At 45.5% G+C, this 25,348-nt stretch carries 23 protein-coding genes; 5 read left to right on the top strand and 18 right to left on the bottom strand.

Annotated features, from left to right (window positions below; translation table 11 throughout):
* Positions 1 to 9: 9 nt before the first annotated feature.
* The 15 genes from phnP to yidA form a co-directional block, all read right to left on the bottom strand.
* Positions 10 to 762 (bottom strand): phosphonate metabolism protein PhnP, encoded by a 753-nt coding sequence (gene phnP / locus LQZ07_RS09325; RefSeq protein WP_152779385.1) that lies wholly within the window; start codon positions 760 to 762, stop codon positions 10 to 12.
* Positions 759 to 1,361, bottom strand: coding sequence for a ribose 1,5-bisphosphokinase (gene phnN / locus LQZ07_RS09330; RefSeq protein WP_152779383.1), 603 nt, complete (start codon positions 1,359 to 1,361; stop codon positions 759 to 761). The genes phnP and phnN overlap by 4 nt, the downstream gene beginning before the upstream one ends.
* Positions 1,361 to 2,497: an alpha-D-ribose 1-methylphosphonate 5-triphosphate diphosphatase gene (gene phnM / locus LQZ07_RS09335; RefSeq protein WP_152779381.1), complete on the bottom strand. Its 1,137-nt coding sequence runs from the start codon at positions 2,495 to 2,497 to the stop codon at positions 1,361 to 1,363. Before phnM ends, phnN begins: the two co-directional genes overlap by 1 nt.
* A 4-nt stretch (positions 2,498 to 2,501) precedes the next feature.
* Positions 2,502 to 3,203 carry a phosphonate C-P lyase system protein PhnL gene (phnL, locus tag LQZ07_RS09340; RefSeq protein WP_152779379.1) on the bottom strand — a complete coding sequence of 234 codons (702 nt, stop codon included), beginning with the start codon at positions 3,201 to 3,203 and terminating at the stop codon, positions 2,502 to 2,504.
* Between the two features lie 24 nt (positions 3,204 to 3,227).
* Positions 3,228 to 4,052, bottom strand: a complete 825-nt coding sequence (phnK, locus tag LQZ07_RS09345) for a phosphonate C-P lyase system protein PhnK (RefSeq protein WP_152779377.1) — start codon at positions 4,050 to 4,052, stop codon at positions 3,228 to 3,230.
* Positions 4,036 to 4,935, bottom strand: coding sequence for an alpha-D-ribose 1-methylphosphonate 5-phosphate C-P-lyase PhnJ (locus LQZ07_RS09350; RefSeq protein WP_152779375.1), 900 nt, complete (start codon positions 4,933 to 4,935; stop codon positions 4,036 to 4,038). Before LQZ07_RS09350 ends, phnK begins: the two co-directional genes overlap by 17 nt.
* Entirely contained in the window at positions 4,922 to 6,043 is a 1,122-nt protein-coding gene (locus LQZ07_RS09355; protein WP_152779373.1) for a carbon-phosphorus lyase complex subunit PhnI, read from the bottom strand. Before LQZ07_RS09355 ends, LQZ07_RS09350 begins: the two co-directional genes overlap by 14 nt.
* Positions 6,043 to 6,642 carry a phosphonate C-P lyase system protein PhnH gene (gene phnH / locus LQZ07_RS09360; RefSeq protein ID WP_152779371.1) on the bottom strand — a complete coding sequence of 200 codons (600 nt, stop codon included), beginning with the start codon at positions 6,640 to 6,642 and terminating at the stop codon, positions 6,043 to 6,045. The genes LQZ07_RS09355 and phnH overlap by 1 nt, the downstream gene beginning before the upstream one ends.
* Positions 6,642 to 7,112 (bottom strand): phosphonate C-P lyase system protein PhnG, encoded by a 471-nt coding sequence (gene phnG / locus LQZ07_RS09365; RefSeq protein ID WP_152779369.1) that lies wholly within the window; start codon positions 7,110 to 7,112, stop codon positions 6,642 to 6,644. The genes phnH and phnG overlap by 1 nt, the downstream gene beginning before the upstream one ends.
* Positions 7,109 to 7,807: a phosphonate metabolism transcriptional regulator PhnF gene (gene phnF, locus LQZ07_RS09370; RefSeq protein WP_152779367.1), complete on the bottom strand. Its 699-nt coding sequence runs from the start codon at positions 7,805 to 7,807 to the stop codon at positions 7,109 to 7,111. The genes phnG and phnF overlap by 4 nt, the downstream gene beginning before the upstream one ends.
* 11 nt (positions 7,808 to 7,818) lie before the next feature.
* The gene (gene phnE, locus LQZ07_RS09375) at positions 7,819 to 8,607 is read right to left on the bottom strand and encodes a phosphonate ABC transporter, permease protein PhnE (protein ID WP_152779365.1); all 789 of its coding nucleotides are present in this window, start codon (positions 8,605 to 8,607) and stop codon (positions 7,819 to 7,821) included.
* Positions 8,608 to 8,676: 69 nt separating this feature from the next.
* Positions 8,677 to 9,684: a phosphonate ABC transporter substrate-binding protein gene (phnD, locus tag LQZ07_RS09380; protein ID WP_016401277.1), complete on the bottom strand. Its 1,008-nt coding sequence runs from the start codon at positions 9,682 to 9,684 to the stop codon at positions 8,677 to 8,679.
* A 26-nt stretch (positions 9,685 to 9,710) separates the two neighbouring features.
* Entirely contained in the window at positions 9,711 to 10,535 is an 825-nt protein-coding gene (gene phnC, locus LQZ07_RS09385; protein ID WP_152779363.1) for a phosphonate ABC transporter ATP-binding protein, read from the bottom strand.
* Positions 10,536 to 10,947: 412 nt separating this feature from the next.
* Positions 10,948 to 11,238, bottom strand: coding sequence for a hypothetical protein (locus tag LQZ07_RS09390; RefSeq protein ID WP_016401275.1), 291 nt, complete (start codon positions 11,236 to 11,238; stop codon positions 10,948 to 10,950).
* Between the two features lie 333 nt (positions 11,239 to 11,571).
* Positions 11,572 to 12,396, bottom strand: a complete 825-nt coding sequence (gene yidA, locus LQZ07_RS09395; protein WP_152779361.1) for a sugar-phosphatase — start codon at positions 12,394 to 12,396, stop codon at positions 11,572 to 11,574.
* 236 nt (positions 12,397 to 12,632) lie between these two features.
* Between yidA and LQZ07_RS09400 the strand changes: the two genes are divergently transcribed.
* From LQZ07_RS09400 to LQZ07_RS09410, 3 genes are all read left to right on the top strand, one after another.
* Positions 12,633 to 13,121, top strand: coding sequence for an N-acetyltransferase (locus LQZ07_RS09400; protein ID WP_249483613.1), 489 nt, complete (start codon positions 12,633 to 12,635; stop codon positions 13,119 to 13,121).
* Between the two features lie 42 nt (positions 13,122 to 13,163).
* Positions 13,164 to 14,504 (top strand): GNAT family N-acetyltransferase, encoded by a 1,341-nt coding sequence (locus LQZ07_RS09405; protein WP_227981086.1) that lies wholly within the window; start codon positions 13,164 to 13,166, stop codon positions 14,502 to 14,504.
* A gap of 117 nt (positions 14,505 to 14,621) precedes the next feature.
* On the top strand, positions 14,622 to 16,307 hold the full coding sequence (locus LQZ07_RS09410) for an alpha-amylase family glycosyl hydrolase (protein ID WP_152779357.1): 1,686 nt from the start codon (positions 14,622 to 14,624) through the stop codon (positions 16,305 to 16,307).
* Between the two features lie 80 nt (positions 16,308 to 16,387).
* Here LQZ07_RS09410 and LQZ07_RS09415 read toward each other — a convergent pair whose 3' ends face one another.
* A complete protein-coding gene (locus LQZ07_RS09415; protein ID WP_152779355.1) occupies positions 16,388 to 17,422 on the bottom strand; it encodes a YcjF family protein in 1,035 nt (344 codons plus the stop codon).
* A complete protein-coding gene (locus LQZ07_RS09420; protein ID WP_152779353.1) occupies positions 17,419 to 18,846 on the bottom strand; it encodes a YcjX family protein in 1,428 nt (475 codons plus the stop codon). The genes LQZ07_RS09415 and LQZ07_RS09420 overlap by 4 nt, the downstream gene beginning before the upstream one ends.
* Positions 18,847 to 19,820: 974 nt before the next feature.
* On the opposite strand from LQZ07_RS09420, the gene LQZ07_RS09425 reads away from it, so the two are divergent.
* Positions 19,821 to 21,539 carry a carbohydrate-binding module family 20 domain-containing protein gene (locus LQZ07_RS09425; protein WP_152779352.1) on the top strand — a complete coding sequence of 573 codons (1,719 nt, stop codon included), beginning with the start codon at positions 19,821 to 19,823 and terminating at the stop codon, positions 21,537 to 21,539.
* A gap of 139 nt (positions 21,540 to 21,678) precedes the next feature.
* Here LQZ07_RS09425 and LQZ07_RS09430 read toward each other — a convergent pair whose 3' ends face one another.
* The gene (locus tag LQZ07_RS09430) at positions 21,679 to 22,842 is read right to left on the bottom strand and encodes a 3-phenylpropionate MFS transporter (RefSeq protein ID WP_194164044.1); all 1,164 of its coding nucleotides are present in this window, start codon (positions 22,840 to 22,842) and stop codon (positions 21,679 to 21,681) included.
* Between the two features lie 298 nt (positions 22,843 to 23,140).
* On the opposite strand from LQZ07_RS09430, the gene LQZ07_RS09435 reads away from it, so the two are divergent.
* On the top strand, positions 23,141 to 25,312 hold the full coding sequence (locus LQZ07_RS09435) for a bifunctional 2',3'-cyclic-nucleotide 2'-phosphodiesterase/3'-nucleotidase (RefSeq protein WP_152779348.1): 2,172 nt from the start codon (positions 23,141 to 23,143) through the stop codon (positions 25,310 to 25,312).
* Positions 25,313 to 25,348 lie beyond the last annotated feature (36 nt).

Below are 25,348 nucleotides of genomic sequence, written 5' to 3' on the forward strand. Positions count from 1 at the left end.
CCTTTGAAGTTATAGGCTTAGGCATAATTCATCATGCCCAACCAGCACATTGCTGGGTAAGCAGTTGGGGTGTTGCATGAGGTATTCGTCTAAATCGTGGCCAATGTGGGTGAGCACCCAAGTGCTGTCGGGCAGTGCATGTGCTAACTCAAGCACGTCGCTAAGATTATTGTGATTGCCTGACCGATGCAGAGGAGAGTTACTGCAATCAATCACTACATACTTTGGCGGATGGCGCAGCAATTGTTGCCAGCTTTGGTCTGGGACCCCTAAGGTATCGGTTAGGTAGGCAATCCGGCCATTTTCACTGGCAAACAAGTAACCTAGAGTAGGTTTTGAGTGATTTAACGCTAGGGGAGTTATATTGATACCTGCTAACGAAAAGCTATGCAAGGCCTGCCTAGCGGGCTGAAAATCTAGTAAACCAGGGTGCTTAAATAGGTCATCACACCCTAAGGGATCATCTGGGTGATAAACCGGAATTGGCTCTGCTATTCCCCAGCGTAATTCAAATAAAGCTTGTACATGATCCATGTGAAAGTGGGTGAGTAACATGGCATCAATAGACCCAGCCGGAAAGCGGGTTTGTAACTGCGGATGATTGGCGTCGATAAGTATTCGTTGGCCGTTTACCTCTAGCACCGCTGAGCAAAGTAATCTTGCTTTGCTGGGGTCTAAGCTCGCTCGCTGGCAGGCGAGGCAATCGCAGCCGTACACTGGGCAGCCTGTGACATTACCGGTGCCAAGTAGGGTTAGTTTCATTGGATATATAACTCGGTCGTTTCGGTTTCGATGTATTTGAGCAGTTTGCTCACGGTGCTGTCTAGATTGCGGTTGTTGTCTAAGCGCCAACACTCTTCTGGTAGAGAAGCCTGATATTGTTCGCTGCGGCGCAGCCGTGCAGAGATATCGTGTTCAGATTCACGACCACGCTTGCGCAGGCGTTCGGCCAATATGCTGGGGTCTACATCTAAGGCGATTATTCGCAAGCGCTCCCCAAATAACTCTTCAGCCAAGGGGATCTGTTGGCGAGAGCCGTTGAAAAGCACCGAGAACCCCATGCTCAACCAAGTATTTACTTCATTACCCACTGCGTAATTGCAGCCGTTGGCCTGCCAGTCCATCGCAAATAAGCCGCTGTGTTTACGATGGGTGAACTCTGGCACGCTTAAGGCAATGTGATTTTCACCGCTATCATCTACCGCGCGAGTGATGTAGCGATGAGCAATCAGCAGGTTGCTATCCGCCTGCAACTGGCTACGTAAGCCATTAATTATGCAGTCTTTACCTGAGCCAGAAGGCCCCACCAAGTAAAACAACTTGGCTTCGCCGTTTAGTTCACTGGCAGTTAGCGAAGTCATCAAAATACTCGCTCTCCTTCACGCCATACTTGCAACACTTGCAAGCGCTCATCATTGGGTTTGGCTAATACCAAATCGGCCCGTTTACCCTCACAAATACTGCCTCGGTCGTCCATGCCTAAGGTATGTGCTGGAGTTAGGCTAACCATTTGAATAGCCTGACAAAGATCGTAGTTGTTATCTTCCATGTTAGCCACCATATATGCGGCATCGAGTAAACTGGCTGGGTAGTAATCAGACGACAAAATATCCAGCACACCTTCACGAGCCAGCTCGGCGGCGGCTACATTGCCAGAGTGGGAGCCGCCACGCACGATATTTGGCCCCCCCATCATTACTTGCAAACCCGCTTCGTGCGAGGCTTTAGCCGCAGCAACAGTGGTAGGGAACTCGGCAACGGCACAACCTAATGATGCAGACTCTAGGGCGTGTTCAAGTGTGGCGTCGTCATGGCTGGCTAAGGCAATGCCTCGCTCGCGAGCAGAGGTTGCAATGTGTTTACGATTTGCGTCTGACCACTGCTCAGATGCGGCAGTTTGCTCAGCTTCAAAAGCTGCCATCTCTTTATCGTTTAAACCGTATTTGCCCATGTAATAAGTGCGATACTTTTCGCTGTCTACAAATTGGCGTTGGCCAGGTGTGTGATCCATTAACGACACCATGGCTACTGGCCCTTGCTCAACCAAAGTTTCGAATATGTTGGCAGTATCGGCATTAGGCAGTTCGCAGCGTAAGTGCAGCATGTGCTCGGCGCGATTAACGCCACGTTGCTGGCTATTCACAATGGTGTGTAGCATCCGCTCAAGGTTGGCAAGGCGAGTGCCGTGGTCGTTAATGTAGCCCAGTGCAATGGCATCAAGCACGGTAGTGATACCGCTGGAAATCATTAAGGCATCGTGGCTGGCCATGGCCGAACCGCTGGGCCAGCTCACCTTAGGCCGTGGGGTGAAAAACTTCTCTAAGTTGTCTGTATGCAATTCAATAAGGCCCGGCAGCAGGTAAGCACCGTCGCCGTTTATGGCACTACTGTGCTGGCTTTGGGTATCACTAAGCGCCACGATGCGGCCTTCACGAACTTCCAGTGACCCTGTTACTACTTCATGTTCCAGAACCATATTTACATTGGTAATAATCATCACACTATCCTGCTAATTGTGCTGGTTGTTGCATGTTGTGTAAGCGGTCTGCGACTAAATCGCGCACCCAAACATCGTGAAATATGCCAACAATGGCTGCGCCGCGTTGTTTGGCGGCCAAAATTAATTCAACCACTTGCTGGGCATTGTGTTTGTCCAATGAGGCGGTTGGTTCGTCTAGTAACAATATCGGGTAATCGAGGGCGAAACCGCGGGCAATATTGACCCGTTGTTGCTCACCACCAGAGAAGGTAGCGGGTGCTAGGCTCCATAAGCGCTCAGGCACGTTTAGGTGGCTTAATAAGGTTTCGGCTTTAGTTTTAGCTTGGCTATCGTTAATGCCATTTTCTAACATCGGTTGCATTACAATATCTAAGGCCGATAAACGTGGAATAACCCTTAAAAACTGGCTTACCCAACCAATGGTATTACGGCGTAAAGCAATAATTTCTCTTGCTTGAGCGGTTGCTAAATCAAGCCACTGCTCACCTTGGCTAATCAGCAATTCACCTTCATCAACTTGATAGTTACCGTAAAGTGAACGTAATAGGCTAGATTTACCAGAGCCTGAGCTGCCGTTAAGCACCACACACTCTCCGGCAAAAATCTCTAGATTTTGCTGGCGTAAAACCGGTAAACGCGCAGCCCCTTGATTGTGTAATACAAAGGTTTTATTGATGTTTTTAGCGATCATGACGGGTTTCATGATGAATCCTTGTAAGCTAGGCGTTTATTGTTGAAGAACCGATGAAACCAACAATTGCGTGTAGGGGTGACTAGGGTCATCCAATACTCGGTCGGTAAGGCCGCTTTCTACTACTTGGCCTTGCTTCATCACCATGATTCGGTGCGCCAACAACCTTGCTACCGCTAGGTCGTGAGTAACAATAACCACTGCGAGTTGCAGTTCGGTGACGAGATTACGAATTAAATCTAATAAACGCGCTTGCACCGATACATCTAAGCCGCCAGTAGGTTCGTCCATAAATACCAATCGCGGATGGGTAACTAAATTGCGGGCTATTTGCAGGCGTTGCTGCATGCCGCCGGAGAAGGTGAGGGGCATATCGTCAATTCGGCTTTGATCTATTTCTACCGCTTTTAGCCAAGTGAGTGCTTGCTGGCGGATCTCGGCGTAATTGCGCCAACCGTTTTCCATTAAACGCTCGCCAATATTGCCGCCCGCCGAAACTCTTGGGCGCAGCCCATCTAGCGGGTGTTGATGCACAATGCCAAAGTGTTGCCTGATTAAGCTGCGACGTTCCGCTTCACTTATTTGGTATAGCTCTGCGGTGTTGCTATCGCTTTGAAAACTAATGCTACCGGTTTGTGGAGCAAGGCGACCCGATAAGGTTTTGAGCAAAGTTGTTTTACCAGAGCCCGATTCACCCACAATGGCCAACACTTCACCGGGATAAAGGCTTAAGTTAACGTCTTCAAAGCCTTTGCCTGGCGCGTAAAGCATGCTCAAGTTTTGGGCTTGGAGTAGGGCTGGCTCGGCTTGGTTCGCGGCGTTTGCGCGAGGTTCTTCAAGTTGCTTAGCTAACTGAGTCATGTTCAGCTCCTAGTTGCGCGGCTTGTTGCTTTTGGCAGTAGTCGGTGTCTGAACAAATGAACATGCGTTGCCCTTGGTCATCGATCAGCACTTCATCAAGAAAGGTGTCGTGACTACCACATAGGCTGCAAGGCTCATCCCACTGCTGAATGCTAAAGGGGTGGTCGTCGAAATCGAGGCTGTGCACATCGGTGAAGGGAGGAATGCAGTAAATGCGTTTTTCTCGCCCAGCACCAAAAATCATTAAGGCTTCCGATTGATGTAGCTTTGGATTGTCGAATTTAGGAATTGGCGATGGGTCCATAAGGTAGCGCCCATGCACCGTTACCGGATAAGCGTAGCTGGTGGCGATGTAGCCATACTTCACAATGTCTTCGTACAGTTTTACCTGCATCGAACCGTACTCTTCCAAAGCGTGCATTTTTTTAGTTTCGGTTTCGCGCGGTTCAATAAAGCGCAGCGGCTCGGGAATAGGCACCTGAAAAACCAGAATTTGGTTGTTGCTTAGGGCTTGCTCTGGAATGCGGTGGCGGGTTTGAATAACACTGGCTTGTTCGGTTTTTTCGGTAGTGGCAATGTCGCAAACTTTGCTGAAAAAGTGACGAATAGATACCGCATTGGTAGTGTCGTCGGCGCCTTGGTCAATCACTTTAAGTACGTCTTGCTGACCAAGAATAGAGGCACTAAGCATAATGCCGCCGGTTCCCCAGCCGTAAGGCATTGGCATTTCGCGTCCACCAAAGGGAACTTGATAACCAGGAATGGCGACACCTTTTAAGATGGCGCGGCGGATCATGCGTTTGGTTTGCTCGTCTAAGTAAGCAAAATTGTATTGCTGGCTACTATCATCTAGTGCAGTAGCCTGTTGGCTAAAGCTGGTCATGGCTGGCTCCTTGCTGGCGCATTTTTCGTAGCAGTTCTAGTTCCGATTGGAAGTCGACGTAATGGGGCAATTTAAGGTGAGAAACAAAGCCGGCGGCTTCTACGTTGTCGGCATGGGCTAGCACAAACTCTTCATCCTGCGCTGGGCTGCTTACTGGCTCGTTATAGCGCTCGGTTTGCAAAGAGCGGTCGAGTAGGGCAACCGCCATAGCTTTGCGTTCGCTAAAGCCAAAGGCTAAGCCATAACCTCGGGTGAAGTGAGCGTCTTTATCTTGTGGGCTAACAAAGCCATTTACCATTTCACATTCGGTGAGGGTAATGCTGCCTATTTCAACCTCAAATCCCAGCTCTTCTGGGCAGATTGCGATGGCTACTTCGCCGCTACGAATCTCGCCAGCAAAGGGGTGGTTACGTCCATATCCACGTTGAGTGGAGTAGGCCATAGAGAGTAAAAATCCTTCGTCGCCGCGGCTTAGTTGTTGTAAACGCGCAGCCCGTGAGCAAGGGTAACTAATCGCTTGCTGGGTAATGTCGGCGGGCTCTGCGCCACTGTCTGATTCAGGCTCGGCTAAACCTTGTTGTTCTAGCAACGAAAACACCTTGCTAAACGCTTGCTGCTGGTTGCTTGTTAAGGCTTCATCTTCGTTTGGTGTTGGTTGCGTTATTAGGTGTTGGTTTGGTTGACTGTGCTCCGCTTGTTGCTCGGCCAATAAGCTGAAATCTAATAGGCGGTGGCTATAGTCGTAGGTTGGGCCTAACTGCTGACCGCCCGGTAAATCTTTATAGGTGGCCGAAATTCGCCGTTGCACCTGCATGTTGCCGGTGTTTAAAGGGAGGCAAGTGGCCAGCAGCGGTAACGTAGTGCGATAGGCGCGAAGTAAAAAAATGGCTTCTATTTGATCACCGCTGGCTTGTTTAATTGCCAGGGCCGCCAACTCACGGTCAAAAATGCCGCCTTCGGTCATGACTCGCTCTACCGCTAAGCTAAGTTGTTGGCTTATTTGCTCAACACTCAGCTCGGCAACATTGGTGTCGCCGCGGCGACGTTTAGCTTGCAGTTTATGGGCTGCGGCAATGGCTTTTTCACCACCTTTTACTGCTACATACATTAGCGTAACTCCAGCTTGGTGGTGCGACTAATCGCCACCAGTGATTGTTGATGACAAAACATAAAATCGAGACCCAGCGGAAAGCGGTGGCTCGGCTTAAGCAGGTAATCAACGATGCTGGTGCTTAGGTTGCCTAACTGCAGGTCAAGCTTATGTTTGATACCCGGCCCAGATAGTTTAAAGACTGGCCCGGTGCGCAAACTGTTGGATTGAACTAACACGGTTGCGCTTTGTTCTGGGCTGGAATCCGTACCGGCTTTTAGTTGGCTTAAATCCAGCTCTTCTTGGGCGTCTACTACAACAAAATCGGCTTGATTAATGGGCGCCGAGCTAAGGCCGTTATGAAAGGCTAAGTTGTGTAAGGCTTGTTCGATTGGATGTTCTGAGTTTTTTGCTAAAGCTGGGCTTAGGTAAAGCGCAGTTTGCTGGTCACATAAACTCATAATAACTTGGCTAGCTGCGGCATTTAGCGGCGCAAAACCTAAGTGATGTTCAAGTGTTACTTGGCTGCCTGGTTCACTAAGCGCTTTGAGTATTTGTCTAAAACACTGTTGAGCGTTGTGTACGCTGTTAGGAAAGCCCGCTTCAATTGTTTGCATTAGTCTTCTCCTCGAACCACGGTGAAGAAATCTACTTTTGATTCCGCTGCTTGAGCGGCAGTTTTTGCTTGTTCTGCTTGTTGTTGCTCGGCCAAAGGCTGAATTACCGCTTCGTGTAAGCTGGGCGCATGCTCGCCGTTTTGCATTAAGGCATCTATTAAGGCTGAAAGCAGGGCGTGTTGTTTGGCCCGACCGCGTAAATAGCCGTAACCTAAAGTGCCATCGTTTAAGCGCACAGCAGCGCGCGTGATGGTGGTATCACCTAAGTTAAAGCGTTCGCCATTGCCACCGACCCGGCCTTGTAATTTGGCTAAACCGATCTCTGGTTGGCGAATAATTTCACATTCTGGGTCTAGCTTTAGCTGTTGCCAGCGACTAGATAAGTCTTGATAAGAAGCCTTGGCTAATACTGCCATCCAGTGTTGGCGCGCGGCTACACCTGCCGCTTGGGTAGATTGTTGGGTAGTCATTGGGGGTGCTCCAAGCTGAGCTCTACGAGCTCGGCTCTAATATGGGAGATTGAAAATTCGAAAGGCTGTTGCTGTTGGCCTACGTTAACCGTTTGTAGGGTTAACAAGGGCGTGCTGCCATCAATTTGCAAACAGGCGCAGTCTTCTCGATTAGCCATTTGCGCACCCACTACTGTGTGGTGTCGGCGTAATTCAAGCTGGCAATGCTGTTGTAAAAAACCGTGCAGTGAGCCCTGCTGATATTGGCTTAAATGATTTTCATGCTCGCCCATGCGCAAGTGGTGAAAAACAATGCTAATGGGCATTTGGTCGATAAAACGCAATGTTTTGAGCTGCAAAATGGGGCTGGCTAATTCAATGTTTAATCCTTTAGCCACCTGCTGATTGGCGTTGGCGCGGCCAAAGCTTAGTACTCGGCTAATCGGTTTTGCCCCGGCATTTAGCAAGTTGTCGGTGAACTTGGACCCGGCATGAAGTGGGTAGCGAACCGGTTTGCTTAATACCATTACCCCTTTACCTTGCTGGCGCAGTAACCAACCTTTAAGCACTAGTTCGTCGATGGCGCGACGCAAGGTGTGGCGATTTACTTGGTAGCGTTCTGCCAAGCGTTGCTCGGGCGGCAAGTATTGGCCTGCTTGGTAAGCGTGGCTAATTTCTTTTTCTAGGCTTAGCGCGATTTCTTGGTAACGGGGCATCTTAAGCTCGCTTAAATAAACAGTTTTCTAACGCGTTGAGAGATAAAGTCGAGCAGACTTACAGTGACTACAATGATGATGATCACTGCGCAGGTTTGCGGAAACATAAAACCGCGAATACTTTCCCACAGAATTACCCCAATGCCGCCAGCGCCTACCATGCCTACAACGGTGGCTGAGCGAACGTTCGATTCGAAGCGGTATAAGGAGAATGAAATCCACAGTGGCAGTACTTGCGGAATGACCCCATAAACAATTTCTTCCAGCTTGTTTGCGCCAGTAGCTCTTACCCCTTCTACTTGGCCGGGATCGATGGCTTCTACTGCTTCGGAAAACAATTTAGCCAGCACGCCGGTGGTATGGATAAACAAAGCCATTACACCTGCAAACGGGCCTAAGCCAACGGTAACCACAAACAGCATGGCAAATACCATTTCGTTAATTGCTCTGGCTGCATCCATTAATCGACGCATAGGCTGATACACCCAAGCTGGAACCATGTTTTCGGCACACATCAAACCAAAAGGAACTGATAAAAAGATTGAGAAAATGGTGCCCCAAATGGCGATGTGCAGAGTCACTAACATTTCTTCTAGGTAGTAATTGATATCGGTAAAATCTGGTGGAAAGAAGTCACTGGCTAACTCGGCCATGTTGCCGGCATCGTTATAGATCTTCATCGGGGCAATTTCGGCGCCTTGCCAGCTCCAAGTTAAACCGGCGATGGCGATGGCCCAAAAAAGTAGGCTTAACCAAGATGGTTTGGAGTTTTGGTTAAGAATTGCAGCTTCGGTAGTCATTTAAGGTTCTCAACATGTCTAGATAAGTTGCCTAAAAAAAAGCTGGGTTTGCACCCAGCTTATCGTTCGCTATTGGGCCATTGCGGTAATGGCGCTTTGCTGGCGATTTAAATCAGCAAGTTGGGCGTCAATCACTGCTAGCTCAGCGGCTTTTTCGGCTTTCGACAACTTGGTGTCGTTTTCTGTAACAATGCGGTTTTTGAACAATACCAATTGACGAATAGGTAGTAGTTGAAGGTCGCTAGAGGCTTTGAACGGGGCCCACTGTAGCGCTTCTAATACTGCTAGTTCTTGAGCATCACCAGTGGTGCCGTACTCCATGAAGAAGTCATATACTTCGCCTTTCACACTTTCTGGTAGGTTTTTACGCCATACAATTGGGTCTGAAGGAATAAGTGGTGACTTCCAAATAACTTTTAACTGCTCAAACTTTTTAGGTGCAGTAATTTTTAAGCGGTCCATGTTTTCGGTGTTGCCAGTTGCTACATCTACTTGTTTCGCAGCAGCGGCTAAAGCGTTCGCTTCGTGGCCAGAGTTCATGCTGCGTTTGAAGTCAGAGACTGAAATGTTGTTTTGCGCAAATACGTAGTACGAAGGTACTAAGAAGCCAGAGGTTGAGTTTGGATCGCCGTTACCAAAAGTAAGGTCGCCACGTTTGGCGATAACATCTTCAAGGCTGTTAAGCGGGCTATCTTTGTGCGTAACCAATACACTCCAGTAACCAGGGTTACCTGTAGCATCGACGGTTTGTGCGAAGATTTCGCCACCGGCGCGGTCTACTGCTTCCATGGCTGATTTGTTGCCATACCAAGCTACGTCTACTTTATCGAAACGCATGCCTTGAATGATGCCCGCGTAATCTGGAGCAAAAAATGCTTTTACCTTGTAACCAGTTTTCTCTTCCATCGCTTTTAAAAACGGTGTCCAAGTGGTTTTTAAGTTTTGCTGAGACTCAGTAGAAATAATCCCAAAGTTGATGGTGTCCATCGCTTTTTCTGCAGCTGAAACCATGGTTGAACTTAACGCTGTCGCAACAACTGCGGTTGCAAAGGCTGTCTGCTTGATTAGCTTTAACATGCCATCTATCTCCTTATTAATTGGGTTTAGGCCATCTGTGGCCAAAGTTGTGGTACTGCTTGGTCTTGGTTTTCGGTGGTTGTTAGTTGAGCTTGCGAGCCATATAACGCTGCAAGTTTGGCTTCGTTTAATTGCTCGCTAGGTCCGTCGTAAAATACTTCGCCAAGTTTTAGCGCCACAACACGTGGGCAATAACGTTTTGCGTAGTCAACTTGGTGTAAGGTCACCACTACTGCGATGCCTTCTTGTTTATTGATGTCGGTGAGTATTTCCATCACGATGCGCGACGACTCTGGATCTAGGGAAGCAATCGGCTCATCGGCTAAAATGATCTTGGCGCGTTGCATTAACGCGCGAGCAATCGCTACGCGTTGCTGTTGACCGCCAGATAGTGTTGAAACGCGCTGTAAAGCAAATTGCTCAAGGCCTACGCGTTTTAAAGCTGCTAAAGCTTGGCGCTTTTGCTCAAAAGTAAAACGGCCAGTAAGGCTGCGCCAGCTGGGAGTAGCGCTTAGTGCGCCAATCAAAACATTTTGCAAAACGCTAAGGCGTGAAACCAAATTAAACTGCTGGAAGATATAACCTGTTTGGCTGCGGCTTTTGCGTACGGTGTTACAAAACTTGCCGTCACGTTGCACTGGCATGCCAAGAACTTCGATGTAGCCTTTGCTGTTTTTGTCACTGCTAACCAAGCCATTTAAGTGGCGTAATAGGGTTGATTTTCCTGAGCCTGACGGCCCAAGTAATGCCACCATTTCACCTTGCTGAACACCTAAATCTACGCTTTTAAGGGCGTGGTTGTTTTCAAAGTGTTTGTTCAGCTGCTTGACTGTGATTACTTGATTGTTCATTACAGGATCCTGCCGTTGTTTTGAACAATAACTTAGGCTTGTAATGTGACAGTTAGCTTATCTAGACATGTCAGTTGGGTGACTTATTTGTGGCGATTTGGTTACAAAGTGTTCAGGATTTAGTTGGCTAAGTAGGCTGGAAGATTTTTCTTAGAACTTGCTTATGAGCAATAAAAAACCGTTTTGTGGTGTTAAACCAAAGAGGAAGTTGCAGCTTGAGGGTTAAACAATAACGGGTTAGTTCCTAAATGCTTCTACTAAATATCGAGGGCTTGTTTATAAGCACCAAGAAAGGTCTTTTTTAAATTTATTGAATAATCCGAGTGGGCTTAGTCACTCGGATTTGTTATTGAGTTTACTTAATCGAATGCTCTCTAGATAAATGGAATTAAGTGAGCATTGTTGATTTAAATTAAGCTGCTTTGGTGTTTTCTTCAGTGGCGGTTTTTAGCATGTAAACACCACCTACAATGGCTGCTATACCAAATACAATAAACCCATAAGCTTTGTTTTTTTGTGCTTCTAATGCAGCATCTAAACCTAGCCCGCCCAGTAAATCATTCCCAGCACCACCAAATAAACCGCCTAAGGCTTGTGCTTGTTGCTCTGCGACTGCGATGTCATTAAGGCTAAAGCCACCAATAGCAATTAGAATCACACCAATTACTGCCACAACGATACCTACGGTTTTCTTAGTGCTCATTTTAGAATTTCCTTATTAATCAGTTATCTGAGCGCGAAATATAGCATCGGTAAAACTAATGACAATATGCCGAGAATCGGATGCTTGTTTGCTGTTCGTATAACTAAAATAGCTAAAAAAATTCGTTGGCTTTTGTAAGGCTTATGACTTATTTGTCTTGTGTGATGGTGCTTGTTTGCTGTTGTTTTTATAAAACTTATAAATTAGTCAAACAGATTTTAAATGGAAGGTTTAGGACTCGTTTTTACCAGAAATGAGAACGGTATTTTAATAGATAAAGGCGAAGCTAAGGGTTTTAGCTTCGCCTTTATTACTGTTTACTTACCGTTTAGCTTAACTGGTTGGGCAAAGCGTATTTAGCACGTTTTCTTCAATGGCTACAGCAACTCCATCTTCTTTATTGCTTGGGGCTATGTAGTCAGCCATTGCTTTAATTTCAGGATCGGCGTTTGCCATCGCAACTGCTAAACCTGCATATTGCAGCATGTGGCGGTCGTTGTCGGCGTCACCAGCACACATTACCTGAGATGCATTTAAACCCAAGATATTGGCTAGCTGTTCTACACCTACACCTTTGTTGCTGTCACGGTGCAAAAACTCTAAGAAAAACGGCGCACTGCGCACTACTGTGTATTGTTCGCGTAACTCAGCAGGCAAGTTGGCAATAGCTTTGTCGAGTATGCTTTCTTCAGCTACAAACATAATTTTGGTAAGTGCATCGTTTGCTTGCAGTGAGGCAAAGTTAACTTCACTTACATCCATGCCGTTAATAGAAGATTCTATATCGGTCCAAGGGTTGTGCTGTTGAGTAATAAGGCCATGCTCTGCAGAGAAAGCATGGATAAAAACACCTAATTGCTCCGCTACTTTGGCTAGCTGTGTACCATCGCTGCCATTGAGCGTGGTTTTATGAATAATTTCTCCACTGCCTACACGCTGTGCTAAGGAGCCGTTGTAGGAAATAACAAAATCTTGGTCGCTGGTTAGCTCAAGTTGCTCTAAATAAGGACGTAAACCTTCTAGCGGACGACCCGATGCAAGTACTACTTTTACACCCGCTTGCTTAGCTTGCTGAATGGCTTGATAAGTGCGCGGAGTGATTTTTTTCTCGTCATTGAGAAGTGTGCCGTCCATATCTAGGGCGATAAGTTTAATCATATATGGGCAAACCTTTAGTGAGAGCTAAACAAGCCGAAGTAGGCTAACAGCTAATGTTGTTCAAATGAGCGGCGATTCTACCTTAAAACTGTGACATTGGTGCAATTTAGATCAATCTATCCTTAGCTTTGTGTTTTTGCTGCTGCTTGGTAGGCCTTGGTTCTCATGCTAGGGTGCGCTTAGGATAATTAAGCGGCGGTTAATCGTGGCTATATATGTTGAAAAAAGGAGGTAGAGTGTTTCATCAGGTAAGTAATCAACATGATATTCAACAGCTTACAGAGTTGGCCAGAGAGATATGGCTAGAGCATTATACGCCGATTATTGGTGTTGAGCAGGTGGAATACATGCTTAGTACTTTTCACTCGGCTACCCGCGTAGCTGAGCAAATTGAGACCGAGCAGTATTATTACTATCTGTTGCAGAGTGAAGGTGAAAACCTAGCTTACCTAGGGGTTCAGCGACAGGAACAGCAGCTATTTTTAAGTAAGATTTACGTACATTCTCGTTTTCGAGGTCGAGGTTATGCTAAACAAGCAATGAACTTTGCCAAACAACTTGCCAATGAATTTGGTTTGCAGCAAATAACGCTGACAGTAAACCGACATAATCATGACTCTATAGCTGCATATCAAAAAATGGGTTTTGTTAAAGTAGCTGAGCAATGCACCGATATTGGCCAAGGTTATGTTATGGACGATTGGGTAATGGCATTGGCGTTGTAGCTAGAAAGCTTATTAGGTGGGTATTGTTTTAGGAATCGGGTTATGGAAAAAGCTCAGTTTACAGTTCAACAAGGCTGGCCAGAACATCACAGGAAGACGGTGGCAGCCTTGTACGAACAAGCCTTTGGCCAAAAGTTTCATTTGGCTGTTCCCAATCAACGGCAGCGTATCGCGCTGTTGGCACAGTCTTTTAAGCCTGAATATGCGCTGTCGGTAATCGATCAAGGACGTTTAGTTGCGGTGGCAGGTTTTCAAACCCCTAAAGCAGGGTTTACCAGCGGAATTGGCTGGCAAGGTTTGGTTGATTTGTTGGGCTACGTAAAAGGCGCTTGGGCAGCTTTAGTATTTAGCTTGTTTGAACGTAAACCAAGTCAGCACACTATGGTGATGGACGGCATCGCGGTGGTAGAAGAATACCGGGGTAAGGGTTTAGGCTCCATGCTGTTAGATGGCATTATTCAGCAAGCGCAAGTGCAGGGGTTTTCTAAGGTGCGCTTAGATGTCATCGACAGTAATCCAAGAGCCAAAAAGCTTTACCTTGCTAAAGGTTTTAAACAAGTAAAACGAGAGTATTATCCCTATCTAAACTGGTTGTTGGGCTTTAGTGGCTCAAGCACTTTAGAGTATTCAATTCACCCTCAACTTTCTCAGCAGCAAGGCGCTAACTTAAAGGCTAAATCTATGCCTCAAAAACCTGCTATGTATTCCACTTATGCCAAAGAATACGATGTGGCTATTCAAGACAACATTTACAACGCGCATTACGAGCGCCCTTCATTGCAAGCCATGTTAGGTGAACTCGCAGGTAAAACAGTGCTCGATTTAGGCTGTGGCTCAGGCGTGTATGCAGAGTATTTGTTAACTAAGGGCGCTAAAGTAACGGCGATTGACAGTTCAAGTGAAATGGTGGCCTTGGTAAAGCAAAAATTGGCTACTCAGTTAACGGTGTATCAGCAAGATTTAGCCTCGGGATTGCCAGAGGAAGCGGATGCCAGTTATGACTTAGTGATCTGCCCTTTAATGCTGCATTATCTGCAAGACCTAAATCCGCTATTTGCCGATGTGAAGCGCGTACTAAAGGTTGGTGGTAGTTTTGTATTTTCTACTCATCATCCGATGGTAGATATTGAAGCGAGCCCCAGTGGTAACTACTTTGCAACCGAGCAAGTAACCGAAATGTGGGATACGGTTGGCAAACCGGTTGAGGTGAGTTTTTACCGCAGGCCGCTCTCTGCTTTGATAACTGCGCTTACCGATCATGAAATGGTGATTACCGAGTTAAGCGAAGGTAAACCTAGTGAGGCACTAAAAACAATCTCGCCGGAGCATTACCAACGTTTAAGTGAGCACCCCCAATTTTTGTTTATTAAGGCGCTTGCTTAATTACACCGAACACAATAGTTAATTTTTAGGCTTTCCATTCTGCTGGTTTAAATCTATTACTTTTATAGTTTGAGTACATAACAAAACTTATAAAGCGATAACAGCAAGGGAAAGACCATGAGATACAACCTACTCAGCATAGTGCTCGTTGCCACCGTGGCGGCCTGCACATCTGTTAGCCAGCCAGAGCCAGATCCTGTTGTGGAAAATAGGGCTTATGACTCCAAGGCGTATAAAGAGCAGATTGAGATTAATCCTCCAAATAGTAATTTGCCAGAGCGTTGGTGGGAAAGCGCTGTGTTCTATGAAGTATTTGTGCGTGCCTATTATGATTCCTCTGGTGACGGGCACGGAGATATCCAAGGTTTAATCGCTAAGCTGGATTATTTACAAGACTTAGGGGTAACAGGGCTTTGGTTAATGCCAGTGACTGAAAGTGAATTTAACAGCAACGGTTATGATGTAAAAAATATAAGAGATATCGAACAAGATTACGGCAGCATGGACGATTTTCAGCAATTGATTGATGAAGCCCACCAACGTGGCATTGGCGTCATCATGGATTTTGTCGTTAACCATAGCAGTAGTGCTAACCCCATTTTTCAAGACGCTGTCAGTAATCCCAACAGTAAATATAGAGATTGGTTTATATGGGCTGATTCTGATCTAGGCTGGGGCCGACCTTGGGATCGTTCTGCTAGCGTTTGGCATCCATCTGAACATGGCTATTACTATGGTTTGTTTTTTGATTTCTTACCCGACTGGAATTTCCGCAACCCTGAAGTTGTTGCCTACATGAAAGACAGCGCAAAGTTTTGGCTTAACATGGGAGTGGATGGATTTCGGGTAGATGCTGCTAGCCACCTTATTGAAAACGGTGATGGAGCTCAGGAAAACCAGCCCGACAACCACCTTTTTTATGCCGAGTTTAGACAGTTAATCAACCAATACCCCAATGCATTTATCGTAGCTGAAGCACCATTCACCGGCGATATGTACATGGGGGATGGCAGAAGTGAGTTTCACTCTGCCTTTTGTTTTAAATGCAGCCAAAAGCTAGTTTATGGTGTGAAAAATAGTAGTAAGCGAGCGGTGCAGTCGTACCTTTCTATGGTGAATAGCGCACCAGAAGGGGCTAATTTTGCAACTTTGTTGTCTAATCACGATCCATTCGCTGGGGAGCGAACCGCCACCGCGATGAAGGGCAATCTTGATAAGGCCAAGTTGGCCGCTAGCCTAATGCTCACAGGACCTGGCATCCCTTTTGTGTATTATGGTGAAGAGATAGGCATGACCTTGATTGATCGCTCCTTAGTGCCTTGGGATGACGCGGTAGCACGTATTCCAATGCAATGGGACGCCAGTGATAATGCCGGATTTACCGCTGGCAACACTTGGCGAAACGTAAATCCCGATTACCCACAAATCAATGTTGCTCAGCAAGTCGAAGATCCTGATTCGATGTTACGCCACTATCAAAAGTTAATCTCACTGAGAAACCAGCATCCAGCGTTGGCTAGCGGAGAATTCGAATTGCTTAAGACTACTGGGAGTAGCAGCCGTCACTCGATTGCATTTTTACGTAAACACAGCGATGAAACTCTGTTAGTGGCTGTAAACCTTAGTGATAAAGAGATCTTTTCGGGGATAAAATTGGTGGGTAAAAGCGTGGCGAATAAGCAAGTCCTATTAAGCCACGACTTGCTTAGTGGCATTAGCTCAAACGAACACGTTGCTAACCAAGAGCTCAAGCTCAACATTCCAGCTTATAGCATCAAGGTTTTCTCTTTATCCTTTAATTAGCCAAGTGGTTAAGTGATTAAGTTAGAGAATTTAACTCTAGGCCATTTAGCTAAGTAAATGGCCTATTGAAGACTGCGTTCTTAGCCTTTTAGCTTCTGTTTCACTTTGTCTAACAGTATGCCTTTTAGCTGTTGAGTCTTGGGTTTGTTATTGAGTGTCCATGGTATCGGCCTAACTTGCTCCATGGTTTTGAAACCAAGGCGGGCAGTAAGTAAACCTGCACCAATGCCTTGCGCTGCTTTAGCAGATAATTTGGCAGTAAGTTCTGCGCCTAATAGGTCACTACCTACATCTGCTACAACTTCGCTCGCTGCTGCGTAAATCATGTTAGCAAATACTTGTTTGATGAGCCGAATTCGGCTTAAGTAACCCAGTTCTATGCCATAAATTTTGGCGACGGCTTCAATCATTTTGATATTGCGCCAAAAGATAATTAGCATATCGACTAGCGCTAAGGGGCTTATTGCAACCAATACTGCCGCTTCGCTAGACCATTTGCTAATCACTTGTTTGGCGCGATTATCTAAAGGACTTAATACCGTTTCGCTGTATAAGCTTACGATCTCTTTGTTGGTATGACTGTCACTTAGCCAATTCTTCCAGCTCAAGTATTCTTGGCTGTCGGTTAAGCCTTGTAGCTTGGCCAGCTTTTCACAGTAGGCTTTAGCTTTTGAACCATCACTGCTCTCTTGGTCAAGTAAGGCAGCGCCTAGTTGGTGTTCTTTTTGATAGTGTTTAAGGCGGCGTAGTTTGGCTAATTCTCTAAAGCTTATTGCTCCTAAACCCATCACAATGCTGGCAAATACTGCGCTATATATTGCCGCGCGAGTTGGCGAGCTTTGCCAAAGTTCAATAAGGCTTAGCGCCATTTCTCCAAAGGCGATAGCTAAGGCGGCGCTAAAGCCGTATTTTAACCAAGGGCTGGCTTTTTTCGGATGCAGTTCAATGTCTAGAGGTTCTAATTGCTCTTGAATGTCGTCTTCTTGCCAATTGAGTTCTTCATCGAGCACTTGTTTACTGGCCAGTGGGGCTGGTTTGCCTTGTGTCTCTGTAGCTTGTTCATTTAGGATTTCATCGGTATGCAGCACTTGGCGCTGCTTTATAGGGGTATTCATTTAAATTTATCTCCTAGCAAAAACTCAATCGCTTGGTCGATACGGTGATGAGGGAGAGCCTGATAAGGGCTGGTGATTGGCGCTTGAAAAGGACTAAACTCGAAGCCTTGTTGCTGCCAAAAATCTTGCTGGGGTAACTGGCTAGGCACTTCACCAGGAAACAAGGTGGTTTGTTGCTGGCTCTCTACGTCACTTTGCAATATACCTTTAATGGCAGAAATACTTTCTCCATTCAGCTGGGCTTTACCGCTTTGTGTGGCTTTAATAGAGGCTAAGGCCGTAGTGTCGGTGGCAATGCCTTCAAATTTCACATGGCGTTTGCCTTCAGCGACGACTTCACTTAGCAGTTGCACCAAGTTGTTGTGTTGATCGATGCTCACATGGTCGGCTTTAGTGGCGGCAAACAGCAGCTTGTCGATTTTGGGAGCAAACAAGCGGCGCAGTAAACTGGTTTTCCCATAGTTAAAGCTGTGCAGTATTTGGTTTACTGCTAACTGCATATCGCAAAAACTATCGTGGCCGCTATTGAGAGGGTTTAAACAATCCACCAGTACGATTTGTCGATCAAACTTGATAAAGTGCTGCTGGTAAAACTGCTTTACTACATGCTCTTTGTAGTATTCAAAACGTTGTTCTAACAAGCCCAGATATGATTGTTTATGTTGTTTTTTATCTTTGCTTGGACTATTCGCCAACGCTGCTGGTAGCGGGAAAAATGCCAGTACTGGCGCACCCGCCAACTCACCGGGTAGTACAAAACGACCCGGTTGAATGTGGTGCATGCCTAGTTGTTGTTTGCATTGGTGCAAGTAGTCGGTGTAAGTATTGGCAATGTCGGCCATGCGATTTTCGTCGGCAGTGCTATGAATATCTAAGTCCTGCACCATAGTTTGCCAAACGCTGGCGAGTTCGGTTTTGCGCGAGTCCTGCAAACTGCTTTCTATATGTTCGCACCATTGAGCATAACTTTGCTCCAGTAAGGGCAGATCAAGTAGCCACTCGCCAGGGTAGTCAACAATGTCTAGGTTGAGTGTGGCGGTGTTGTTGAGCTTTCTCCACAGCATTGATTGTGGGGTATATCGCAACTTGAGGCGTATTTCACTCACCCCATGAGTGGGCGAAGGCCAGCGTGGTGGCTGGCTGTGTAGCGCGTCCATTCCGCCTTGGTAATCAAAACTGGCAACATGCAAGTGTGGCTGCTGGGTGCGTTTAGCCCCTAAAAACCGGTGTTCACGGGCCAACTTCCATAAGGGCAGTTGGTGGTTTTCTGCACCCAATAGCAACTGATTGACTAGGGAAGTGATAAAGGCGGTTTTACCTGCTCCACTTAAGCCTGTTACCGCTAAACGCATGTGTTTATCCATAGTTAGCTTGGCTAGGTCATCGGCTTTCGTTTTAACGCTAGTTAGTCGAGAAAAATTCATGAATACAGCTGCAACCTTTTATGGGTGATTACTAGGGTCTATTGACCGTTCGCGGCAAAATTGAGTTCGAGACAGCATCATTTTCAGCGCACTTCTAATCTGTTACTGGCTTCTTATTTAGGCTAACCGTACGTCAAGCTTCTGCCTTGGATAAACAACTCTGCTTACTGCCGCAAATAACAGCTCGAATGATCAACAAGCTCTAGTTAATATCAGGGCTTATCACCCAAGATTCAAGTTAGGGGGCTAAGCTCAGCTGGTTTTCGCCTAGGCCTTAATGTACCAAAGTTTGGCTGGTGGCAAGATTAAACTTTGTTCATCTAAGGGCTGGCTAGCTGCAAGCGTTGTTTCTTTGCTGGCTTTTCACTACATCCCATTGAGGTAATTTGATAGTAACGATAAATAAAGAAGGGAATAATATTTTTAAGTGTAAAAAATAAATGTAATTAAAAATTTCAATATTTATAGATGTTTTAAATATTGTATGTTGAGCTCGCTTTTATTAGCAGTAAAAGCTTTGCTTTAATTTTTTGATTACTTTCTTCTTAGGTAATATTAAATAATTTCTCGCTGTAATAGGCACTTGCTTCACACTTTAGAATATCTCCTTTGCTCTTCGTTGACACACACCGATATGTCAGTAAATTACCTGAAGTTGATGTTTTTTTGATGTTATCGGCGTCGAAAAGGCAGTAAACGAAAGAGTTATGAACTCTCTATTAGCCACAAGGACCAGTGATGCAGCGTTAAAATAGTGGAGATCTCCACAATGCAGATATTATGACTTAGCTTGCAAGCAAGATTACAGAGCGGTTTTGCACAGCTCACTTAAAGTAAAAGAAAAAATAGCACTAAGAAATAATGTATTGAATGCTTCTGCTGTTTTAAACGTTGTCGTAACAATATAATTTAATTCTATAAATTGGTCTTTGTGTTCATTAAATATAGTAATCATGGGAAAGGATTTACTAATAATGAAATACAAAACTAAAGCGAATGCAATAAATACGTGTCTATTGGGTACTTCATTGGCTGTGTTTTCACAGCTGGCCAGTGCTGATGTTATTTTACATGCCTTTGATTGGCGATATTCAGAGGTAGCCGAAAAAGCAGCTGAAATCGCAGATATTGGTTACAAAAATGTCTTAGTCGCGCCGCCACTGAAGTCGGATAGTAGCAACACCCAATGGTGGGCACGCTATCAGCCACAAGATTATCGAGTTATCGATAACAACCGCGGTAATAAAGAAGATTTCCAAAACATGATTAATGCCTTGAAAGCGCACGGAGTAAATACCTATGCTGACATCGTGATTAATCAGATGGCCAATGAGCGCGGAAACTCTACCTACTTCCCAGGCAGCGATACCCTCAATAACTATGCAAGTAACAGTGATTACTGGAATAGACAAAAACTGTTTGGTGATTTAAATAATAACCTGTTTTCTCCTGGTGATTTCCACGCCGGCTTCTGTATCACCAACTGGACAGATGTATGGGAATCAATGAACGGTCGTATTTGTGGTGGTAATGGCGACCCAGGTTTACCAGATTTAGACCCTAATGACTGGGTTCGTGCACAGCAAAAAAGCTATGTTCAAGCCATTAAGAACATGGGTGTTACTGGTTTTCGTATTGATGCAGCCAAACACATGACTACTTGGCATATCAACCAAGTGTTCGACGCTAACATCAAACAAGACATGTATTTATTTGGTGAAATTATCACTGGTGCTGGTGCAGGTAACGCTGATTACGATACCTTCTTAGAACCTTACTTACGTGAAACTTCACACAGTGCTTATGACTTCCCACTATTAAAAACATTACGTGATGCTTTTGATGTGGACGGTAGCTTAGAAGCCTTAGCTAACCCTAAGTCTTGGGGCGGAGCTATTGATGGTATTCGAGCTCTTACCTTTACCATTACCCACGACATCCCAAGTAATGACGGCTTCCGCTACCAGATTATGAGCGAAGCTAATGAACACCTTGCTTACGCTTATATTATGGGTCGCCAAGAAGGTGTGCCAATGGTATTTAGTGATGCGACCGGTGTTGATAATGGCCGTTGGGTAAATGATTACAAACAAGACAACCTTAAAGCCATGGTTAAATTCCACAATGGCGTTCAAGGTGCCGACGAAGAAGTATTGTATACCGATCAATGTGCCATTGTTTTGCGCCGTGGCGATGCTGGCGTAATGGGTATTAACAAATGTGGCTATGCGAAAGACATTAGCATTAATGCGAGTAATTTAAACAGCGCTAAAAACTATGTTGATGTATTCAGTGGTTCAAGCTTTAAGGTTAACAGTTCTTACCACACCGTGAATGTGCCTGCTGGCTCAGCAAGAATGTGGCTGGCAGAAACCGGTAGCGTAATTGACCCAACAGATGAAGTAGACGTTAGCTTCACTTGTAACAACGGCAATACCAACATGGGCGATAGCGTTTATGCGGTTGGTAACGACGCTGCATTGGGTAACTGGCAAGCTGCTAGCGCAGTGTTATTAAGCCCAACAAGCTACCCAACTTGGACTGGCACCATCAAGCTTCCTAAAGCGACGGATATCGAATGGAAATGTATTATTCGTAACGAAACTGACCCTAGCAATGTTATTCAATGGCAATCGGGTGCTAACAACGCGGTGAATACCGGTAATGGTGCTTCAACTGCAGGTAGCTTTTAAACCAAGGCTTGCTTTGTAGTACTGCTGTACCGCTAGTCAAAGCGTTGGCTAGGCAGTGGTTAAAAAACAAATCCGAGTGTAATGATTTACACTCGGATTTTTTGTTACTCAACATTGCTATTTTGTCGCTGGTGCTTAATCACGAGTTGCTTGCTTTAGCTGACTTTGCATTTAGCAACAATAGCGGAATTGCCAGTGCAGACAAGCCGCCCATGATTAGAAAAATCCCCGAACCCATTGGTTCATATAAGGCGCTACTGAGGAAGGTGAGTAGGGCGGTTCCCATATTTAGCGCGATAGCTGAGTACAATGCTTGCAGCGGGATAGCTTGAGAGCTTGGTGCTTCTGATGCGATGTACTTAATCGCAGCAAGTTGGGTAAGTGCAAAAGTTAAGGCGTGCAAGCCTTGCGATAGCATCATCAGTGGCAATGCTTCGGTGCTACCAAAAATACCCCAGCGGATAACTCCGCCCATTGCCGCGAGCAAAAACATTTTGTTGGCATTCCAGCTTTTAAACCATTTACTGCCAAAGATAAGAATGCTCATTTCTAATGCCACACCGATAGACCACAGGTAACCGATGGTTGATTCTGCATAGCCAATGCTTTTCCAATAAAGCGTGCTGTAGGCATAGTAAGCTGCGTGTGAGCCTTGAATTAACGCTGTTATTGCCACAAATTTAAGCGCGTGTGTTTGTTTAAGTACCGGCCATAGTTTGCTGCTTACCGGTTCACCGTCACTTTCATCATCAACTAACGGGCTGGCAGGCGTAAGCAAGCTTAAGCCCCACATCACAACCAAAGAAGCAACCGTTGCATATAAGATTAATGAATGAGAAAAATAGGTGAGGCCAAGCCCTAGCAGGGTAGAAGAGACAATAAATGCAATAGAGCCAAATACCCGAACGCGGCCGTAGTCTAGTTGCAGCTGGCTTACCCACTTAGTAGCGACAGCATCACCGAGGGGAATTAAGGTGGCAATAAAAAAGTTTGCTGCAAGCGTGAGTACTGTTAGCCAAAAGTAGCCGTTTAACCAGCATAGGCTAGCCACTACCAATATACTGGCAAAGCTTACCCAGCGAACGCCTGGCAAAAGGTGTTTAGCGGATTTAATTCGCGGCATAAGTAGCACATTGCCTAGAAAACGTGCCAGCATGCTAAAGCCGAGCAACATACCAATTTGGCTAGGATCTAAGCCTTCACTTTCGAGCCACAGCGCCCAAAACGGCAAAAAGATCCCCCAGGCAAAGAACAATCCTGAAAAATATAAACTTATCCAACTGGCTGCTTTAGGTTTAAACACACTACCGAACCTTGTACTGCAATATGGCGGCATTATAGCCTTTATCTCCAAATAACAAAGCGAATACTAAAGTGAAATTTGTCTTAGGGTGGATTTGCAGAGTGATAATTATTTGATGCTTTTGTGTGGTCTGCTCAGTGTGGGCTGGGCGTGCCTTGCAAGCTAGTTAGTAACGCTATCTAGCCAATAAATGTAAAACAATCATGCTAAAAATACTTTATTTATCAATTAATAAAACTGAAACCTGCGGTCCCTATGGTGTAGTCGATTTTTACACTACCTTAACTTAGAGATTGAAATGGATAATCATTTTCCGCTGAATAAACTGCTGCTTGCATCAGCCATTACTGTGAGCTTGACTGCATGTTGGGACAACTCCAGCAACAATTCTTACAATGAATTGGAGATGGAGCTTCGTTTAATGGAAACCACCGATTTGCACTCAAACATGAAGCCTTATAATTACTTCGCTTCTCCAAAAGACAATGCCTTGAGCCCTCAAGATTATGGCTTAGCTCGTACAGCGGTATTGATTAAGGAAGCGCGAGCAGAAGCGCTAAACAGCATGTTGTTTGACAACGGTGACTTGATTCAAGGTAGCCCGATGGGTGATTACGTTGCCAACCTAGGAGTCGCTTATCTCGAGCGAAATGTTCACCCGGTTTATAAGGCAATGAACTATCTAGGTTACGATGTAGGTAACATTGGTAATCATGAATTTAACTATGGACTCGATTACTTAGCCGCAGCAACTTCAGGTGCTAATTTTCCCTACATTAACGCTAACGTTTATCAGTTTGAAGGCAAACAACCAACTAATAATGTTGCTGTAGATGAAGAGACTTGTGCGGTAGATATCGATAAACACTTTGCGGGGAACTACGCTGCATTTTTCGAGCAATTTGAACCTTACTTCACGCCTTATGAAATTCTTGAGCGTGATTTTACTGCTACAGATGGCGGCACTTACACGGTTAAAGTTGGGGTTATTGGTTTCACTCCGCCTAACATTTTGAATTGGGATAAACGCTACCTTGAATGTAAGGTGATGCTTGCTGATATTAAGATGACTGCTGAGCACTATGTGCCAAAAATGAAAGCTGAAGGCGCTGATATCATTGTTGCCATTCCGCATTCTGGTTTGTCTGGCGGCGATCGAGATGAAGACTTTATGGACAACGCTTCTTGGCAGTTAGCGCAAGTTGACGGTATTGATGCCTTGATGTTTGGTCATGACCACAACAACTTCCCAACAACCAGCAATACCTACGATGGTATGGAAGGTGTTGATGCGCCTAATGGTAAAATTTTTGGTAAACCCGCCGTAATGCCAGGCTTTTGGGGGAATCACCTTGGGGTGATCGATTTAACCTTAAGAAGCTCTGACAGAGGTGAAACTTGGGCCGTTAAGTCGAGCAGCGCCAGTTTACGTTCACTAAAAGAGGACCCTTATCTGCAAGATGAAATGGTCAACTATTTAGTGAGTTCAGACCATGAAGGAACCATGGACTTCATGGCTGAAGAAATAGGCAATATTGATGAGCCAATTAACAGCTACTTTTCGGCCGTTGAGTCAGACATTTCTGTGCAAATCGTGAACGAAGCGCAATATTCTCAAGGCTTGTCTTGGCAAGATGATGGCGTGTTAGATTCAAGTATTACTATGTTGTCGGTATCTGCTCCCTTTAAAGGTGGTCGCGGAGGTCGCGAAGACTATACCAACATCGACGGTGATGCTTTAACTCGCGCGAGTGTGGCAGATCTTTACGTATTTGATAACAACACCCCTGCTGTACTTGAGTTAACAGTGGCTGATCTTATCGAGTGGATGGAAGTGATTGTTGCTCAGCAATACCAAACCGTTGCTGAAGAGGGTGACCGCTTATTGCATCAACAGTTCCGTAGCTACAACTTTGATGTGTTCTTTGGCGGTTTTGACACCGATGGCGAGAGTCTTCTCACTTATAGCATTGATGTTAGCCAAGCTCCTCGCTACCAAGTTAACGAAATAGGCGAGTTAGTCTACGATGCAAATGGTAACTTAATTCAAACGGACAGCCGCAGAATTAGTAACATTATGTATGCTGGTGAAGCGTTAGAAAATGACTTAACCAAAAAGCTTTATGTTGTAACAAATAACTACCGCGCGTCGCAAAGTTGGATGCCAGGAGTGGCAAACGCGCGCATTGCTCATGAAGATGAAGTGGATTCTAACCGTGATCTAGTGAACAACTACTTGAACGCAAAATCTGATGATCTTGCTGACCCTAATGACATATTAGAGTTCCCCAATGCGCATAACTTTACGCTGGTAGGGCCAAGTGGAGTTACCGTTGAGTTTCTGTCTTCGCACCTAGAAGCGGCAGAGAGTTTTGCAAATACCTATTTGCCTCGGGTTACGCCGACTGAAGAGTTCGACAACGTGGCAGACAATGAAGGCTTTAGGGTATTTACTTATACCTTCGATTAAGTTGATGTAAGCACTCAAAAGCTTGCTTGCAGTAAT

Origin of the sequence: Agarivorans sp. B2Z047, assembly GCF_023373605.1 — a bacterium.
Classification (GTDB): Bacteria; Pseudomonadota; Gammaproteobacteria; order Enterobacterales; family Celerinatantimonadaceae; genus Agarivorans; species Agarivorans albus.